Origin of the sequence: Pseudomonas sp. RIT409, assembly GCF_003052515.2 — a bacterium.
Taxonomy (GTDB): Bacteria; Pseudomonadota; Gammaproteobacteria; order Pseudomonadales; family Pseudomonadaceae; genus Aquipseudomonas.
On sequence record NZ_QARE02000004.1, the window covers coordinates 250,446 to 267,907 of the forward strand.

The 17,462-nt window shown below is 61.7% G+C and carries 17 protein-coding genes and 1 riboswitch; of the genes, 3 read left to right on the forward strand and 14 right to left on the reverse strand.

Translation table 11 applies throughout. The features are described 5' to 3' along the window. Positions 1-344: 344 nt before the first annotated feature. A complete protein-coding gene (rmuC, locus tag DBP26_RS07595) occupies positions 345-1,709 on the reverse strand; it encodes a DNA recombination protein RmuC (RefSeq protein WP_177411027.1) in 1,365 nt (454 codons plus the stop codon). A gap of 1,079 nt (positions 1,710-2,788) precedes the next feature. Between rmuC and DBP26_RS07600 the strand changes: the two genes are divergently transcribed. The 3 genes from DBP26_RS07600 (at position 2,789) to DBP26_RS07610 (ending at position 5,225) form a co-directional block, all read left to right on the forward strand. After that, positions 2,789-3,013 (forward strand): hypothetical protein, encoded by a 225-nt coding sequence (locus DBP26_RS07600; RefSeq protein ID WP_108237266.1) that lies wholly within the window; start codon positions 2,789-2,791, stop codon positions 3,011-3,013. A 275-nt stretch (positions 3,014-3,288) separates the two neighbouring features. After that, entirely contained in the window at positions 3,289-3,780 is a 492-nt protein-coding gene (locus DBP26_RS07605) for a hypothetical protein (protein ID WP_108237267.1), read from the forward strand. Between the two features lie 140 nt (positions 3,781-3,920). Next, positions 3,921-5,225: an outer membrane protein transport protein gene (locus DBP26_RS07610; RefSeq protein ID WP_108237268.1), complete on the forward strand. Its 1,305-nt coding sequence runs from the start codon at positions 3,921-3,923 to the stop codon at positions 5,223-5,225. Between the two features lie 104 nt (positions 5,226-5,329). On the opposite strand, the gene DBP26_RS07615 is transcribed toward DBP26_RS07610, so the two are convergent. The 13 genes from DBP26_RS07615 to DBP26_RS07675 all read right to left on the reverse strand — a co-directional run bounded on the left by DBP26_RS07615 (position 5,330) and on the right by DBP26_RS07675 (position 17,262). Next, positions 5,330-5,881 carry a redoxin domain-containing protein gene (locus DBP26_RS07615; protein ID WP_108237269.1) on the reverse strand — a complete coding sequence of 184 codons (552 nt, stop codon included), beginning with the start codon at positions 5,879-5,881 and terminating at the stop codon, positions 5,330-5,332. Positions 5,882-6,078: 197 nt separating this feature from the next. Further along, positions 6,079-7,287 (reverse strand): MFS transporter, encoded by a 1,209-nt coding sequence (locus DBP26_RS07620; protein WP_108237270.1) that lies wholly within the window; start codon positions 7,285-7,287, stop codon positions 6,079-6,081. A 159-nt stretch (positions 7,288-7,446) separates the two neighbouring features. Then, a complete protein-coding gene (locus tag DBP26_RS07625; RefSeq protein ID WP_108237271.1) occupies positions 7,447-8,178 on the reverse strand; it encodes an adenosylcobinamide-GDP ribazoletransferase in 732 nt (243 codons plus the stop codon). Next, positions 8,179-8,751: an alpha-ribazole phosphatase family protein gene (gene cobC, locus DBP26_RS07630; protein WP_108237272.1), complete on the reverse strand. Its 573-nt coding sequence runs from the start codon at positions 8,749-8,751 to the stop codon at positions 8,179-8,181. It lies immediately after the preceding gene. Next, positions 8,748-9,800: a nicotinate-nucleotide--dimethylbenzimidazole phosphoribosyltransferase gene (gene cobT, locus DBP26_RS07635; protein WP_108237273.1), complete on the reverse strand. Its 1,053-nt coding sequence runs from the start codon at positions 9,798-9,800 to the stop codon at positions 8,748-8,750. Before cobT ends, cobC begins: the two co-directional genes overlap by 4 nt. Next, positions 9,797-10,318 (reverse strand): bifunctional adenosylcobinamide kinase/adenosylcobinamide-phosphate guanylyltransferase, encoded by a 522-nt coding sequence (cobU, locus tag DBP26_RS07640; protein ID WP_108237323.1) that lies wholly within the window; start codon positions 10,316-10,318, stop codon positions 9,797-9,799. The genes cobT and cobU overlap by 4 nt, the downstream gene beginning before the upstream one ends. Further along, the gene (locus DBP26_RS07645) at positions 10,306-11,790 is read right to left on the reverse strand and encodes a cobyric acid synthase (protein ID WP_177411028.1); all 1,485 of its coding nucleotides are present in this window, start codon (positions 11,788-11,790) and stop codon (positions 10,306-10,308) included. Before DBP26_RS07645 ends, cobU begins: the two co-directional genes overlap by 13 nt. Positions 11,791-11,792: 2 nt before the next feature. Continuing rightward, on the reverse strand, positions 11,793-12,797 hold the full coding sequence (gene cobD, locus DBP26_RS07650; protein ID WP_108237275.1) for a threonine-phosphate decarboxylase CobD: 1,005 nt from the start codon (positions 12,795-12,797) through the stop codon (positions 11,793-11,795). Next, positions 12,790-13,698: an adenosylcobinamide-phosphate synthase CbiB gene (cbiB, locus tag DBP26_RS07655; protein ID WP_108237276.1), complete on the reverse strand. Its 909-nt coding sequence runs from the start codon at positions 13,696-13,698 to the stop codon at positions 12,790-12,792. Before cbiB ends, cobD begins: the two co-directional genes overlap by 8 nt. Further along, complete coding sequence (gene bluB, locus DBP26_RS07660; RefSeq protein WP_108237277.1) at positions 13,695-14,345, reverse strand: 5,6-dimethylbenzimidazole synthase; 651 nt, start codon at positions 14,343-14,345, stop codon at positions 13,695-13,697. The genes cbiB and bluB overlap by 4 nt, the downstream gene beginning before the upstream one ends. A gap of 32 nt (positions 14,346-14,377) precedes the next feature. Then, positions 14,378-15,673 (reverse strand): cobyrinate a,c-diamide synthase, encoded by a 1,296-nt coding sequence (locus DBP26_RS07665; protein ID WP_108237324.1) that lies wholly within the window; start codon positions 15,671-15,673, stop codon positions 14,378-14,380. Further along, on the reverse strand, positions 15,670-16,281 hold the full coding sequence (gene cobO, locus DBP26_RS07670; protein WP_108237278.1) for a cob(I)yrinic acid a,c-diamide adenosyltransferase: 612 nt from the start codon (positions 16,279-16,281) through the stop codon (positions 15,670-15,672). The genes DBP26_RS07665 and cobO overlap by 4 nt, the downstream gene beginning before the upstream one ends. A gap of 105 nt (positions 16,282-16,386) precedes the next feature. After that, positions 16,387-16,584: riboswitch (cobalamin riboswitch) on the reverse strand. 138 nt (positions 16,585-16,722) lie between these two features. Continuing rightward, complete coding sequence (locus tag DBP26_RS07675) at positions 16,723-17,262, reverse strand: C40 family peptidase (RefSeq protein WP_108237325.1); 540 nt, start codon at positions 17,260-17,262, stop codon at positions 16,723-16,725. Positions 17,263-17,462 lie beyond the last annotated feature (200 nt).

Consider the following 17,462-nt stretch of genomic DNA (forward strand, 5'->3'; position numbering starts at 1 on the left):
TGAAAGGATGAACAGGCTCCCGAGGCATGCCGCTAACCACACTGCGTACGGGAGCAAGCATGGGTTGTATACGCGTTGACACGCAGAATGCGTGCCATACCGTATACCTGGGGCAACCAAACGCGGAATAGACGGTACGCTGCAAAGCGCGAGTGAAGAGGCGAACGGAGAATCACGGTGCGACAACGCCCGATCAATGCGCGCTCGCAGTGCAGGTATGCTTGATCACGGTGCATTCGAGGGAGGCTAAGGGAGCAGTTGACCGTCGAAATCCTGTATACAATTTTCTCGTCAAACAGAAGCGCAGCGCTCTTTCGGCCCCGCGCTCCATGACGCTGGTCTACCTATTCAGGCAACTGCACCAGCCCATCTTCATCGGTCATGGCACGCTCCAACAGGTCCGCTGGCAGATGCTTGCTGGCCCGAGCGCCCAGCAACTTCAGCTGCTCGCTGCGGCTGACCAGGTTACCCCGCCCCTCCACCAACTTGTTGCGTGCGGCGCCGTAGGCCTTTTCCAGCTGTTGCAAGCGACTGCCTACCTCGTCCAGGTCCTGAATGAACAGCACGAACTTGTCGTAGAGCCATCCTGCGCGTTCGGCGATCTCCCTGGCGTTCTGGCTTTGACGCTCCTGTTTCCACAGGCTGTCGATGACCCGAAGCGTCGCCAGCAAAGTGGTCGGACTGACGATCACGATGTTGCGGTCGAAAGCGTCCTGAAACATGTTCGGCTCGGCTTGCAACGCGGCCGAAAATGCTGCCTCGATAGGCACGAACAGCAATACGAAGTCCAGACTGTGCAAACCGTCGAGCCGCTTGTAATCCTTGCCGGACAGCCCCTTTACATGGTTCCGCAGCGACTGCACATGCTGCTTGAGCGCCGCTTGGGCAATCACCTCGTCCTGCGCTGAAACGAACTGTTGGTACGCCGTAAGGCTGACCTTGGCGTCCACCACCACCTGTTTGTTTCCCGGCAGCATGATCAGGACATCGGGCTGGAAGCGCTCGCCGTCAGGTCCCTTGAGATTGACCTGCGTCTGGTATTCACGTCCTTTTTCCAGCCCGGCATGTTCAAGCACCCGCTCCAGGATCAGCTCGCCCCAATTGCCCTGGGTCTTCTGCCCTTTCAGGGCTTGGGTCAGGTTGGTGGCTTCATCGCTCAGTCGCTGGTTGAGCTGTTGTAGCCGCTCCAGCTCTTTGCCCAGCGAAAAACGTTCCCGCGCCTCTTGCTGGTAGCTCTCCTCGACACGCTTTTCAAACGACTGGATGCGCTCCTTGAGCGGGTTGAGCAACTGCCCCAGTTGCAGTTGACTGGTCTCGGCAAAGCGCTGCTCGCGCTCATCAAAAATCTTCCCGGCCAACTCTGCGAATTGAGCACGCAACTCATCGCGCGAGCTTTGCAGGTCACTCAAGCGCTGCTGGTGGCTCTCCTGCTGCTCACGAAGTTCGGCACCTAGCGACGCGCATTGGGCGCTCAGGCGCCGCAGCTCGTTCTCTTTATCTTCGCGCTCCTGGTTCCAGTCCCCCTGCGCCTGCCGCGCTGCCTCCTGTTGCTGCCGAAGCAGCTCGACTTCCCGACGCAGGGCTGCGAGGTCAGCCTGCTTGACGGCATTGGCCTGACTCAGGTCGCTGATTTCGTCGCGCCCCGCGTCCAACTGCGCCGCGAGGCCGTCCTGCGCCATCTGGGCATTGACCAGACGCTCGTCGAGCAGAAGCAAATCCGCTTCGCGCCGCGCAACTTTACGTTGCAGCTGCCACGCCAATGCCAGCAACGGCACCCCCGCTATCCCCAATCCCAGCAGGAGGCTGGTGAGGTCAAAAGCCATAAACATTTCCCTACTCCACAATCGTGCTGGCGGCATTATGCGCAGAAGCGGCGCCCACGTCAGAGGCCGATCGGCGATGAATGGGCGGATTCGCGTTGAGCACCCGCGCAAAGGCGCGTCCTAGAGCAGGGGGCAGGGACAATCCACAGATCCTGTGGATAACTCAGTGGACAACGACCGTCCAACCCCCGCAAACGCAGGCAGAACGCGGCCTGCGTTCAAACTGACGATTTTTTCACCAACCCAAAAAAGCGAAGATTTTCATTGACTTAATAATTCGTTACCGGAAATCAACCTCTTACGCGCGAATGTGACAGTGGGATGGCAGCTAAAGGTTTTAATGTGCACAAGTCAATTTCCAATCGCTATAAAGCGCCGTTTGGAAAGTGCCAAAACGTGCTTGATAGAGGGCAAAAAGGCCAAAGGCCATCTTTTGCCAAGGGCGTCAAACGCTAAGCACCTCGATTCATTGCCAGCGAGGTGACGGATTTACGGCCCTAAACGGCGCTATGCAAAAGGCACTTCCCAATTCCAACTGGATCAGTTAACATCCGCGCCGTTAGTACCAAGCTGAAATCAATTCTGATCGACGATATCCTTGACCTGAACCCTTAACGCTCAGGCCCTCCAGGAACCGATCACCTCGTTGGTTGACCTGTCATGCCTTCCCGATCTGCCCGTTACCGCAGACGAGATGAAGCCCACATGGCCTGCTCGAACCACCCTGCAAATTGATCAGGATCTTCACCCGGAGCACCGAACCTTTGCTCCTGTTGTGTCGCCTGCCCTCCGAAGTACCTACCAGTCAGCCCAGCGCCAATCGATAACCGCGCTTCCCTGGCTGCCCTGTTCCAGACAGGTTCTGCGCTCTGCCCCTGGCTCTCGATCGAGCATTGGTCCGCGTTTACTGGAACGATTTTAGCTGGCGCGCTTCATATAGCGTGTCGATTCAGGAAACACCTTACATGACTACCCAAATCCAGGCTCAAGAAGCCATTCGTACCCTTACCCATGCCTTCGCACCCATGGACTGTCTGATCATGGCTGCCCGCAAAGGCTGCTTCAGCTTCACGCTTGTCAATGAGCACGGCATCGCCCGCCACAGCGAGCGTTTGTACCCCGACCAGTATTCCAGCCCTGTGCCGCTGCAGGCTGTGATCGAGCGAACGCGCCAAGCGCTGGCCGCGTAACCGTTCGTCGGCAAAATCAGTCCTCATCAAGCCTCGCCCTCAAACGGCGAGGCTTTTTTTGTGCCTGTTTTTGCTATGAAAAAACCTTCGGGTTAATTCCGGAGCGAAATATCGGCGCCGAGACACATGGGGAAATATTTTAAAAACAGCCCTTTACGCAGCAAATATGAGACTACGCTTCAACTCAAGCGGTCTTAGCCGCTTCCGGCGGACCCGAATTCCATCCCGCTGCCAAGCGTCAGGGTCCACCGGCTCATTCACTTCCTGAGGGTGTTATGGGAATCGCTGCCAGTGAACTGCGTCGATACGTGATCCGCCCTACGCTGATCTACCTGGATCGACACCATCCCCGGGCTGAAGCTTTCCTCCTGGCCGTTGCCGCCAGCCAGTCCGCGCTAGGTTTCGCCCTCGACAGTCAACGCGGCCATGGGCTGTACGGGATTTCCGACACGCTGCACTACTCATTGTGGGACAGCTACCTGGCCAAAGACCCCGATCTGGCCAGCCGTGTCAGAGGGCTGGCCAGCCAGCACGCCTTCCTGACCGGGCCGGACCTGGAACTGACTGTCAATCTGCGCTACGCCACTGCCATTGCCTGGATGATGGTCGAAGCGAGTCGCCTCTCACTCCCCAACCTCGACGACGTCATCGGCATGGCACGCATTTGGCGCGAGGTATTTCAGCCCCAGGGCCGACTGATGGATTTCGCGACCGCTTGGCAGGCTTCTGTAGTCCCCGTGCTTCAAGGCGAAGCGGCCATTTTGTGACTTGACGGTTTCGCTGAATAAGGCAGCAATTTTCGCAAGATTGTCCTACAAAAACTGCTCTAACTCGGGTGATCCAGCCTATAGCGCGTTGTGGAAAATGTTGGTAATTTCCGCGCGGTGATCAACAAGGAGTTCTAACAATGAAAAAAACAATGATCAAATCCAGCCTCAGTCTTGCCGTTACCCTTGCCTCCACTCAACTCTTCGCATCCGGTTTTGCCCTCAACGAACAAAGCATCAGCGGCATGGGCACCGGTTTCGCCGGGCGTTCCTCCTCCGTTGACGATGCGAGCATTGTGTATGGCAACCCGGCAGGCATGTCGCGCCTCAAACGCCAACAAGTGACTGTGGGCGTGGCCGCGATCGATGCCAAGACCGACATCAGCGACGCCAGTGGTAGCCGCGCCGGCACCAACAAAGGCGACATGGTTCCATTCACTGCCGTTCCCATGGGTTTCTATGTCAACCCGGTCGACGATCATTGGGCCTTCGGTCTGGGCGTCTACGCTCCTTATGGTCTGATCACCGACTACGAGAGCAGCTTCCAGGGCCAGAATTTCGGCAGCAAGAGCATCGTGAAGGTCGTCACCTTCCAGCCGACGATCAGCTACGCGTTCAATGACAAGGTTTCGATCGGTTTCGGTCCGACCATCAACCGCATTTCCGGCGCACTGGAGTCGACCCTCAATGTAAGCGGCCTCACGCTTCCTGCCACAGGTCGTCCATCCGGGGATGGCCGCATCCAGGTGAAGGGCGACGACGTCGGTTACGGCTTCAACGCGGGTATTCTGGTACAAGCCACCGACAGCACCAGCCTGGGCCTGACCTACCACTCGAAAGTGACTTACAAGCTCGACGGCCATACCGAAGTCCGCACCGGTGCAGGCGTTCCTCCCCAGATTCTGGGAAGCGGTCGCTACGATGCCAAACTCAGCCTGGATACGCCGGAGTCGGTTGACTTCTCCATCACTCAGAAGCTGGACGATGCCTGGAAAGTCTACGCCGGTGCTACCTGGACGCGCTGGAGTCGCCTGCAAGACATCACCGTCCGCAACTCGGGCGTGACCCGCGCTGGCGGCGTGGCGGCCCCGGCATTGGTCGGGACCATCACCGAAGAACAGAATTGGCACGACACCTGGGCGTATGCCATCGGCACGTCCTATCATTTGAACAAACAGTGGGTCCTGCGCACGGGCCTGACGTTCGATCAGTCGCCAACCAACAACACTGATCGCTCGCCACGCATCCCGACCGGTGACCGGACCATCTTCAGCGTCGGCGCTGGTTACAGCCCAACCGACGACATCACCATTGACGTGGCCTACTCCTACCTGGATGAGGAAACCGTCAAGGTGAACCGCACCAACGCCCTCGGCCAGCGCTACTCGTCCAAGTACGACAACAGCGCGAACGGTTTCGGCCTCGGCCTGACCTACCGCTTCTGATGACGTTGGCGGGACCGGCCGACACCGGTCCGCCATACAGAAAACCCCGTAGCCAGCGATGGATGCGGGGTTTTTCGTTCAGGGCATGCGACCCGAGGAGTGTCTCAAGGCTTGGACGCGATGGCCTTTTCCACGGCGGAAATCAGCTCGGGGTCATCCGGCGCTGTGGTGCTGGAAAAACTGGCGACGACGTTGCCCTTGCGGTCCACCACGTATTTATAGAAATTCCAGCGTGGTGCGCCGCTCTGTTCAGCCAGCGCCTTGAACAGCGGAATGGCATCGGCACCTCGAACCGGCTGAGGCTCGGTCATGGTGAAGGTCACGCCGTAATTGACGTAACAGACCTTGGCCGTTTCTGCCGTGTCATTGGACTCTTGCTTGAAGTCGTCCGAAGGCACTCCCAGCACCTCAAGCCCCTGCCCCTTGAAACGTTGGTTCAACGCTTCCAGGCCTTTGAATTGAGGCGCAAAGCCACAAAAACTTGCGGTATTGACCACCACCATCGGCTTGCCTGCGAATTGCTGGCACAGGTCGATCGTTTGCCGGGCGCGCAGCTTGGGCAATTCGCCCTGCAATAAAGGAGGACAATCCGCTGCGGCGACGGCACCGCTCATGGCCAACAGCAGAATAGGCAGTAAGGACCAGCGAGTGTTCATGGAGGCATCCCTTCGAAGTAGACATTCGGCGTCTGCGACACACGCTACTCTCTGCGCCCCCGAATGCCTAGACGCCAGCCTTCAGCAGGTCATGCCCAGTTGCAAGGCCCCAAGGCCGACGCGGTGCCACCCCCACCAGGCCACTGCCATCAGCGTCGCAATCAGAATGACGCCCGCCAGCCAGGGAATCAGCCGCGTCACAGCGTCACCGGTTGAACGCTCAGACGCGCTACTGGCCGCTCGCGTACGGGCCAGTTGAGGGCGGCCGCGATCAGACTAAGGGCTATCGAGACCTGCCAGATGATGTCGTAACTGCCTGTGTGGTCATACACCACCCCGCCCAGCCAACCGCCGAGGAAGGCCCCCAGTTGATGGAAAAGAAAGACGATCCCGCCCAGCATCGACAAATTGCGCACCCCAAACAACGTGGCCACGGTGCCATTGGTCAGCGGGACGGTCGATAGCCAGAGCAGGCCCATGGCAATCCCGAACAGGTAGGCCGTGGTTTGCGTCAAAGGCGCCCACAGGAACAGGACGATCACCACCGCGCGTAATAAATAGAGGCCGGTCAGCAGACGAGGTTTGGACATCCGCCCGCCCAGCCACCCCGCGATGTAGGTGCCAAAGACGTTGAACAGGCCGATCAGCGCCAGCACGGTGGTACCGACCGTGGCGGGCAGGTGTTGGTCGACCAGATAGGCGGGAAGGTGAACGCCGATGAACACCACCTGAAAACCGCAGACGAAAAAGCCGAATGCCAGCAACCAAAAGCCGGTATGGCTGCAGGCCTCCTTCAGCGCTTCGCGTAATGTCTGCTCGCCCACTGCGGCGGGGGCGGGTTTGTCCTTGAGCATGGCCACCAGCGGCAGGATGAAAGCCACCAGCAAGCCCAGCGCCACCAGCGCCATGGACCAGCCCAGCCAGCCAATCAGCCCGAGGGTGCCAGGCAGCATGGCGAACTGGCCAAAGGAGCCGGCTGCACTGGCCAGCCCCATGCCCATGCTGCGCTTCTCGGGAGGCAGCGCACGGCCGACGACGCCGAGGATGATCGAGAAAGTCGTGCCGGACAAACCGATGCCAATCAACAAACCGGCGCTCAGCGACAATGAGGCGGGCGAATCGGCCATGCTCATCAGTGCCAACCCTACGGCATAGAGAATGCCGCCGATGAACACCACTCGCGCCGCGCCGAAGCGGTCTGCCAGCGCGCCCGTGAACGGTTGCGCAAGGCCCCAGATCAGGTTCTGCAAGGCAATGGCGAACGCGAAGACTTCACGCCCCCAGCCGAATTGCGCACTCATCGGTGGCAGAAAGAGCCCGAAACCGTGACGTGTCCCCAGCGACAGGGCCAGAATCAGCGCGCTGCCCAATAGAACCCAGCCACTGGCACGCCAGACCGATGTCATTCCCGTCCTCCCGAGACCAAGGGCAACTCACTAGATGTATAGGCCCACAAAAGGCGTCAGCGAAGCTACGCCCAAGGCGGAAGGGGTGTCAATCGACGGGGCGGAGATGAGCATGGGCGCTTCGCATTGGGCCCGCCTGGCGCGGCTCGGTCCAATGGATCAGCTTAGCGCCAAGGTGACCAGCACCAAGACTTCCAGCAACTCCAGCAGCGCACCGGCTGTGTCCCCCGTGCTGCCCCCCAGGCGCTGAATCATCAGCCGGCGCAATCCGAAAAAGCCGGCCGTGGCGACCAAGACGGCCAACCCCCCTGCGACACCCGCCACCGCGACGCAGCCGACCAGGGTGGCGATGAGGACCTTGGCGCCGAGCGGACGTGGCAAATGATCCGCCAGCGCCTGCCCCAATCCTCCAGAACGGACATAAGGCGTATTGAGGAACAACCCCAGCATCGCCGCCCGCCCAAGCACCGGCGCGAGCAACAACCCTATCGACCGATGCGCGTCGATCAACGCCAGGATCGCCGTGAACTTCAACAGCAGCACCACCACCAGCGTCACCACTGCAACCGGGCCGCTGCGCGGGTCCTTCATGATCGCCAGGGTTCGCTCACGGTCACCGAACCCGCCTAGCCAGGCATCGGCGCTGTCCGCCAGGCCATCCAGGTGCAATGCGCCACTGAGCAGCACCCAAGCGGACAACAGCAGGGCGGCATGCAGCAACAGCGGTGCCCCGGTCAATAACAGATTCAGTCCCATCAATATCAGGCCGAACAGGACACCCACCGCGGGATAGAACAACAGTGAGCGCCCCAACTGCTGGGGCGTCGGCATGCCAGGCAGGCGAATGGGCAGGCTGCTCAAAAACTGCAGGGCGATCCAGAACGGCAACATTCACACCTCCTTCAGTGTGCCCTGAGCGTCGACCTGAAGAGAAAAGCGCTCGCCGTGACTCACCACCACCTGCAATAACTGCTCCCGCGGCACGCCGCGGGCCAACGCCAACAGCAAGCGCATGACACCTCCATGACAGATGAGCAGCACCCGTTCGCCCTGGTGCGCCGCGTAAAGCCGTTGGATAGCTTCGGTCACACGTTCGGAAAAAGCTTTTACCGGCTCGCCATTCGGCGGCGTGAAGGTGTAAGGATTTTCCCAAAAAAGGCCAAGACCTTCGGCGTCGGTGGCCATCAACTGGGCCGTGCTCAGCCCTTCCCAATCCCCGAAATGCAGCTCCTTTACATCCGCCTCCAGATGCAACGGCACACCGAGTTTTGCGGCCAGGTCCTCTGCGAAGCGCGCGCAGCGTTGCAGCGGCGAGCTGACGATCCGATCCCAATCGCGGCCCACACTCACGGCATCCTGCATTTGCTGCCAACCCAGCGGTGTCAGTGCGTCGTCCAGACTGCCCCGCAGCCCGCCACCGTGCTCGGTCTCACCATGACGCAACAGGTCCAGGTGCAGCGTCATGCCGGTCGATCCGCCACGGCTGCCTCAGCGAAAGTTGCCATGCCGTTGTGCAGCTCACACGCCATGCGCAATAGAGGCGCTGCCAGCGCGGCCCCACTGCCCTCGCCCAATCGCAGGCCCAGTTCCAGCAGCGGCTCGGCTTGCAAGGCCTCCAGCACATGGCGATGCCCGGGCTCTGCGCCGCGATGACCGAAAACCAGGGCGTGCCGAGCTGTCGGATTCAACCGCACGGCCACCAATGCCGCGACCGAGCAAATGAAGCCGTCCACCAATGCTGCAACGCCTTCCTGTGCACAGGCCAGGTAAGCGCCGACCAGCGCAGCGATTTCGAACCCGCCGAGCGCACGCAGGCTGCCCAAGGCGTTGCCCGCTTCGGCGGCATGGACCTGCAGCGCTCGCTCGATCACCTGCGCCTTATGCAGCACGCCTTCGCTGTCGAGCCCGGTACCAGGGCCTACCAGCGCCGAGGCCGGGCAGTTCAGCAATGAGCAGGCCACTGCGCTGGCGGACGTGGTGTTGCCGATGCCCATTTCGCCGCCGATGAACAGTTCGGCACCGGCGGCCTTGGCCCGCAACACACTGTCACGGCCGGCACTCAGGGCGCTCTCCAACTGGGTAGGGGTCAACGCTTCGCGCTGGACAAAATTGGCCGTTCCAGGCCCCAGGTTCAAGTGCAGTACCCCCGGCAGACTCACGCTGGAAACCGTGCCCAGATCCACGACATCCAATTGCGCCGACAGATGCCGGGCCAGTACGCTGATCGCGGCGCCGCCCGTGATGAAGTTATGCAGCATCTGCCCGGTGACTTCTTGCGGATAGGCCGAAACGCCTTCTGCGACCACACCGTGGTCCCCTGCAAAAATGCCGATCCATACGTGATCGACCTTGGGCTTTGCCCTGCCCTGAATGGCGGCCAGTTGCACGGCGAGGACTTCAAGTTGGCCCAATGACCCGGCGGGCTTGGTCAACTGCTGCTGTCGGGCCAACGCCTCCTCGCGAATGGCCTGATCGGGTTGGGGAGCGGGTACGAGCCACCAGGCTTTACTCATAGTGCGGATCCTTTCAAGGTCATGGGCAGCCCTGCGACAGTGAACACCACGCGCTGGCAACGTTCGGCCAGCGCCTGATGCAACCACCCGGCCTCATCGACGTAACGACGGGTCAGCTCACCAAGCGGCACCACGCCAAGCCCGGTTTCGTTGCTGACGAAAATGATGTGGCCCGGCAACGCGGCCAGGCCCTTCAGTAATGCGTCGCGCTCCTGCGCCAGTCGCTGCGGATCGTCCAGCATCAGCAGGTTGGTGAGCCACAGCGTCAGGCAGTCCACCAGCAGGCAACGCTCTGGTCTAGCGTTCTCCTTCAATACGCGGGCCAGTTCGAGCGGCTCCTCCACCAGCCCCCAGTTCGCGGGGCGGCGCTGACGGTGCAGCGCCACTCGTGCATTCATTTCACCGTCCAGCGGCTGGCTGGTAGCGATGTACACGACGTCAAGCCCGCTATCGACGGCCAGTTTTTCCGCCAGTCGACTCTTGCCGGAACGTGCACCCCCGAGGATCAGCTCCTGCACCATGCCGCCTCCACACCGCAGAGTTCACGCAGCAATGTGCCATCCAGGTGCTTGTCCACCAGATCCGCCAGGCGCTCGATGTCACGCTCGCGCAGGCCGTGATAATCGACCGGCTGCACGTCCTGCAGGCCCGCCCAACGTAACAAGGCGCTGCTGGACGCCGCGTGTTCGAACAGCCCATGCAGATAGGTTCCAAGCACCTGGCCATCGGCACTCATCGCGCCGTCGCAGCGGCCATCGCTGAGTTGCACCAAGGGGGCCTCCAGCGCTGGCCCCTGTGTCACGCCCGCGTGAATCTCGTAACCCACGACGTCCGCTCCCTCGAGGAGCAAACGCCCCTTGACGTTGCATAGCTGCTTTTCCTTTTCCAGCACGGTACTGAGGGCCAGCAACCCCAGCCCGGGGCTCGATCCGGCCGGGCCCTCCAACCCCAACGGATCGTGCAGGTGTTCACCCAGCATTTGCAGCCCGCCGCAGATGCCCAATACTTTGCCGCCATAACGCAGGTGGCGTTGAATGGCGGTGTCCCAGCCGTTAAGGCGCAGATAGGTCAGGTCGCTGCGCACGCTCTTGGAGCCCGGCAGGATGATCAGGTCGGCGGCGGGAATGGGCTGGCCGGGGCCAACGAACTGCAGGTTCACCTGCGGATGCAGGCGCAACGGGTCGAAATCAGTGTGGTTGCTGATGCGCGGAAGGACCGGCACCACGACATTGAGCACACGTTCGGCCTTGTCGATCTGGCGTCGATCGAGGCCATCCTCAGCCTCCAGATGCAAATCCATGACATAAGGCAACACGCCTACCACCGGTTTGCCGGTGCGCGCTTCCAGCCAATCGAGGCCCGGTTGCAGCAAGGCGATGTCCCCTCGAAAACGGTTGATGACGAAACCCTTGACCCGAGCCTGCTCGCTCGGCGACAGCAATTCCAGCGTGCCCACCAAATGCGCGAAAACACCGCCGCGGTTGATGTCGGCCACCAGCAACACCGGGCAATCGACGGCTTCGGCGAAACCCATGTTGGCAATGTCGCCTGCGCGCAGGTTGATTTCCGCTGGCGACCCGGCGCCTTCCACCATCACCACCGCGCCGGTTTCGCTCAAGCGCCGATGTGAAGCGAGCACCGCCTGCATCGCGATGACCTTGTAATCGTGATACGCCACCGCGTTCATGGTGGTGACGGCGCGACCGTGGATGATCACCTGCGCGCCAGTGTCGCTGTTGGGTTTGAGCAGCACCGGGTTCATGTCGGTGTGAGGTTCCAGGCCACAGGCCTGGGCCTGGACGGCTTGCGCGCGGCCGATTTCGCCGCCGTCGGCGGTGACGGCACTGTTGAGTGCCATGTTTTGCGGCTTGAAGGGCACGGTCCGAACGCCTTGACGGGTCAACCAGCGGCACAACGCGGTCACCAGCGTGCTCTTTCCAGCGTCCGATGTGGTGCCTTGCACCATCAACGTTCGCCCAGTGCGGGAAATAGTCATGCACGCTCCTGGGTAAATTCGCACAGCGCTTGTTCCAGGCGTGTCCAATCGGACTCGTCCCGCGGCAGACCGAATCGCAGGCTGCTGTTGTGCGGGCCATCATTCAAGAAAATGCGCAAGAGAATGCCCCGCTGGGCACAGAACTCATAGAGCTCGGTCGCCCGTGCAGTAACCAGCCATTGGAACAGTGCGCACCCCCCTTGAGGCGCCCAGCCAAAGTGCGTCAGCAGCGCCACCAGCCGTCGGGAAGCGAACTCGGTGCGCTCGCGCTGCACACGATGCCCGTCGAGGTCCTCAAGGCATGCCTGCCCCAGCACCCTCGCAGGGCCACTGACCGACCAGGGCCCGATCTGCCGGGCGAGTGTTTTGAGAAAGCGCGATTCGGCGAGCACGAACCCCAGACGAACACCGGCCAGCCCGAAGAACTTGCCGAACGAACGTAGGACGATCAAGCCCGGACGCTGCGTCTCTGCCGCCAGGCTCAGCCCCGGCGTGTTATCGATGAAGGCTTCGTCGACCACCAGCCACCCACCGCGCTGTGCCAGACGCGCGTGCCACTCCAGCAGACGCGCCGGGGGCACGCTCAGGCCAGTGGGGTTGTTGGGGTTCACCACCACCAGCACGTCAAGGACGTCGATGAAGCGGTCGACCTCGTGCTCCAGCACTTCACGCACCAGAAATCCGGTGCTGCGCCACGCCTCGGCGTGTTCGGCATAGCACGGCGAGAGAACGCCAACCTTGCCTGCCTGACGCAGACGCGGCAGCGCCTGGATCGCGGCTTGGGAGCCGGCCACGGGCAGCACGTCAGGTGCGCCATAATAAGCGCGAGCCGCGTCTTCCAGACCGTCCTCGGTTTCCGGCAAACGCGCCCACGCCGCGGCCGGAATCGGCGGAATCGGCCATGACCATGGGGAGATGCCACTGGACAGATCGAGCCAGTCCGCTTGATCGATCCCGTACTTCGCGACTGCGCCGCGCAAGCGCCCACCGTGCTCAAGCATAGAATTCAGCTCCCAGACACAGCACCAGTAACCACAACCAGACCCCACGTTGGACCAGGCTCCAGCCACGATCGATGGCATCCGCATCGGCGGCAGCGCCTTCGCCCAATGTTGGCCGCTGATGCAGCTCGCCATGATAAATCGCAGCCCCTCCCAATTCGACGCCCAATGCACCGGCCCCCGCCGCCATCACCGGACCGGCATTGGGGCTGTCCCATTTTGGCGCCTGAGCGCGCCAGCAGCGCAGCGCCAGACGGGTCTTGCCCAACAACGCGTAAGTCAGGGCCACCAAGCGCGCGGGAAGGTAGTTGAGGAGGTCGTCGATTTTTGCCGCCGCCCAGCCAAACCGTTCGAAGCGCTCGTTGCGATAGCCCCACATGGCATCCAGGGTATTGCTCAACCGGTACAGGACCACCCCAGGCGCACCGAGCACCGCGAACCAGAAGATCGCCGCGAACACCGCATCACTGCCATTTTCCAATACCGACTCAGTGGCTGCGCGGGCCACTTCGGTGGCGTCCAACTCTGACGTCTGACGGCTGACCAGGTAACCCACGCGTTGGCGGGCCGCTTCGATGTCGTCGCCTCGCAGCGCCTGTGCCACGGGTTCGACATGTTCGCCGAGGCTACGCAGGCCAAGGGCGCAGTACAATGCCGCCACCTCGACCAGCCAGCCAACGTACGGCAGCGCGCTGAGCAGCGTCGCCAAGAGGGTGAATGGCACAACCGCTAGAACCCAGGCGGTGACGCCGTGGCTGCGCCAACCACGACCGCCGGAATTGAAGCGTTGCTCGAGGCGCTCGGCGTATCGACCAAACGCAACCAGCGGGTGATTGCGTTTCGGCTCGCCCAGCAACGCGTCCAGTGCCACCCCGGCGACACTCAACAGGGCCACGCTCATGACTTCACCCCCCAGGTGTTATCAAAAACCAATTCCTGCAGCGGACGCGCTTGCGCCCAGCCTTCCAATACCAGCATAGGCGCCGGGTAAAACGCCTCGACCGGCCCCAGACAGAGAATGGCCAACGGTTTCGATCCGGTCGGCATGTGCAACAGGTCGGCCAGCGCCGCCGGGTCAAACAACGATACCCAGCCCATGCCCAGCCCTTCGGCGCGAGCCGCCAGCCACAGGTTCTGGATGGCGCAGGACAGCGAAGCCATGTCCATTTCCGGCAAGGTACGACGGCCGAAAATGTGCTTCTCGCGGTCGTCCATCAGGGCTGCGACGAGCACTTCGGCGCAGTCGTTGATGCCCTCGACCTTGAGCTTCATGAAATCATCGGAACGTTCGCCCAGCGCTTCCGCCGTGCGCAGCCGTTCCTCTTCGACGAGTGCTTGAATCTGCCCACGCAACGCGCGATCACTGATGCGGATAAAACGCCAAGGCTGCATCAGGCCGACACTGGGCGCGTGGTGGGCCGCTTCAAGCAAGCGGGCCAACAGCGCCGGCGCGACCTCGCCGCCGCTGAAGTGACGCATGTCGCGACGCTCGGCGATGGCCCGGTAGACCGCCGCGCGCTCCTGCTCGCTGAAAGCCGGGTCAGTCATGGCGCCCTCAAGCGGGCGTGGTGGATGGACCGTCATGGCAAGAACAGCGCCGCCATCGCCTGTGGGTTGGAAGGGAAATAGAAATGCACGTACGACGCGGTCATCCGTCCATCGCGGTACACCGCTTCCGCGCCGCGCCCACCATTGGGGCTGATGCCACGGGCGATCGGCACCTGCTCGGTGCTGGTCAGCGAGTGGTGATAGGTGTGCCCGCGCAATACGCCTTCCGGTAGCTCTACCGACTGCAGCGCCAAGGCTGCAAGACGCTTTTGCATCACCGCCTCGCCATCGAGCAAGCCGACGAGTTCGGCACGCAGCCCTTGCACGTCGGTCAGTGCGTTGAGCAGATACAACATGCCACCGCACTCGGCCAACAACGGTTTGCCCGCAGCATGATGGGCACGAATGGCCTGAAGCATCGGCCGGTTCTGCCCCAATGCAAGATGGTGCAGTTCGGGGTAGCCCCCAGGCAGGTACAGGCTGTCGGCCTCCGGCAACTGCGAATCATGGATCGGCGAGAAAAACGACAATTCGGCGCCCATTGCCCGCAGCAGATCGAGGCTGGCACCGTAAATGAACGCAAAGGCCTCGTCACGGGCGACGGCGATCCGCACGCCCGTCAACAACGGCGCTGCCGCGACGAACTCAGGGGCATCGAAAGTGACGGCGGGCGGCAGGGTTGCATCACAGGTTTCGGCCAGTGCTGCTGCAGCAGCATCCAGCCGCATGTCCAGATCGTTGAGTTCGCTGGCTTGAACCAGCCCGAGATGACGACTCGGCAGCTCAATCGCGGTCTCGCGAGACAGCGCCCCGTACCAGCGCAGCCCTTCGGTCAGGCTGCCTTCGAGCAACTGAGCATGACGCACCGTGCCGACGCGGTTGGCCAGCACGCCTGCGAATGGCAGGTCCGGTTGATAGCGCGCCAGCCCCAATGCCAGTGCACCGAAGGTTTGAGCCATGGCCGTGCCGTCGATGACCGCCAGCACCGGCACGCCGAAACGCCTGGCCAGATCGGCACTGGAGGGCGTGCCGTCAAAAAGCCCCATCACGCCCTCGATCAGAATCAGATCCGCTTCGGCGGCAGCTTCCCACAGCAAACGGCGGCTCTCGGCTTCGCCCACCATCCACATGTCCAGTTGATACACGGGATGACCGCTGGCGCGTTCGAGAATCATCGGATCGAGAAAGTCCGGCCCGCACTTGAACACGCGCACGTCGCGGCCCTGGTTGCGATGAAGGCGAGCGAGCGCTGCGGTGACGGTGGTCTTGCCCTGGCCAGAAGCGGGTGCGGCGATCAGAACAGCGGGGCACTGACGGGGCTCTGTCACCACTCGATACCCTTCTGCGCCTTGATTCCGGCCTGGAAGGCATGCTTCATCACGCCGATCTCGGACACGGTGTCGGACAGATCGATCAGCTCCTGCTTGGCACCTCGGCCCGTGATGATCACGTGCTGCATGGGCGGACGGGCCTGCACGTCACTGAGTACCTGGTCCAGTTCGAGGTAGCCGTGTTTGAGGGCAATGTTCAATTCGTCGAGAATCACCAGGCCGATCGCGGGGTCCCGCAGCAGCGTCTGGCTCACCGCCCAGGCGGCCTGCGCAGCGGCGATATCACGCTGGCGATCCTGCGTTTCCCAGGTGAAGCCTTCGCCCATGACGTGGTAGTGCACTTGTTCGGGAAAGCGGCGGAAGAACAGCTCTTCCCCGGTGGCGTTGCGACCCTTGATGAATTGCACGACCCCGCATTGCATCCCGTGGCCCATGGCACGCGCCAGCATGCCGAACGCCGAGCTGCTCTTGCCTTTGCCGTTACCGGTCAGTACCAGTACCAGGCCACACTCATTGGGCGCACTGGCAATGCGTTCGTCCATCACCGCCTTTTTGCGCTGCATGCGCGCCAGGTGGCGTTCGTCACGTTCGGGGGATTCGCTCATCTCAGCTCTCCGCTTGAGGGCAGGTGTGGCAAACGGAGAACACGCGCAATGACTGACGGCAGGCATCGAAACGAATCGAGCCTGCGCAGAGCATCGCCCTCCGTGATGCTGTGGAATGGATCAGGCCGGTCTCCGGACTCATGAAAAACCACGCGCCTTCCCATGTCCTTCGGACACAGTGGCATTGTGCGGGCCTTGGCTCATTTACCGTTGCGGAGGCAGTGCCGGGATGGATCGCAGAGCGTTCGCACCGGCTTCCCTGTTTCACCCGTGTTCTCGGGCACCTGAAACAATCGGCGAAGGTTAGAGGGTTGACTACGGAGCGTCAATCAAAGCGTCGTGCGTCTGTCGCTGAAAGCCGCTGGCTTGGGCATCCCCTGTCGGCACCAGGCCGGCCTGCTGCTGGCGCAACAGCAAACCGACACAGAGCACTTGAGCAGGTCAGTTACTGCGCGCCAGGTTCGAAGGCTGGATCACCCGTTTGGCGTTCAGCCAGGCCTTCTGCCAATACGGCTTGTCGAGGCTGTCGAGCTTGACCGTGCCACCGGTGGCCGGCGCATGAACGAACCGCCCCTCACCGACATAGATACCGGCGTGGCTCACGTTCGACCCGCCGTTGGTGGCGAAAAATACCAGATCCCCTGTTTGTAGCTGGCTGCGATCGATGTCTGGGCCCCGCAGGCTGATCATCTCGCGCGTCGACCTCGGCAACAGGATCCCCGCGGCATCGCGGTAGACATAGCCAATCAGGCCGCTGCAATCGAAGCCGGAATCAGGCGTGTTGCCACCCCAGCGGTACGGTGTCCCCACCAGCCCAATGGCGCGCAACAAGACGTCATCAGCGACAGGCGAAGAAAATTGAGAGGGAGCGGAAACCACAGGCCGGGAAACGACCTTCGGTGGAGAGGGCGGAGGATGGCTGGAGCACGCTGCCAGTAATACCGCCAAAGAAGCTACAGCCAGACGAACCGTATACGACATAAACACAACAACCTTCATAGGATGCGGCTTGCTCTGCCGGGAGCCGGGTTCATTCAAGACTGCGCAGAATCGGCTGCGTTCGGTGCCAGCCCGGTAAAACAGCAAAAAAACCGGGGCCGAACATCCAAACCCGGCCCTTTCGCCTGTCTTGCCTTGCCAAACCCGTATCGCGACGTTTCACAGTCCGGGCCAAACCCGGT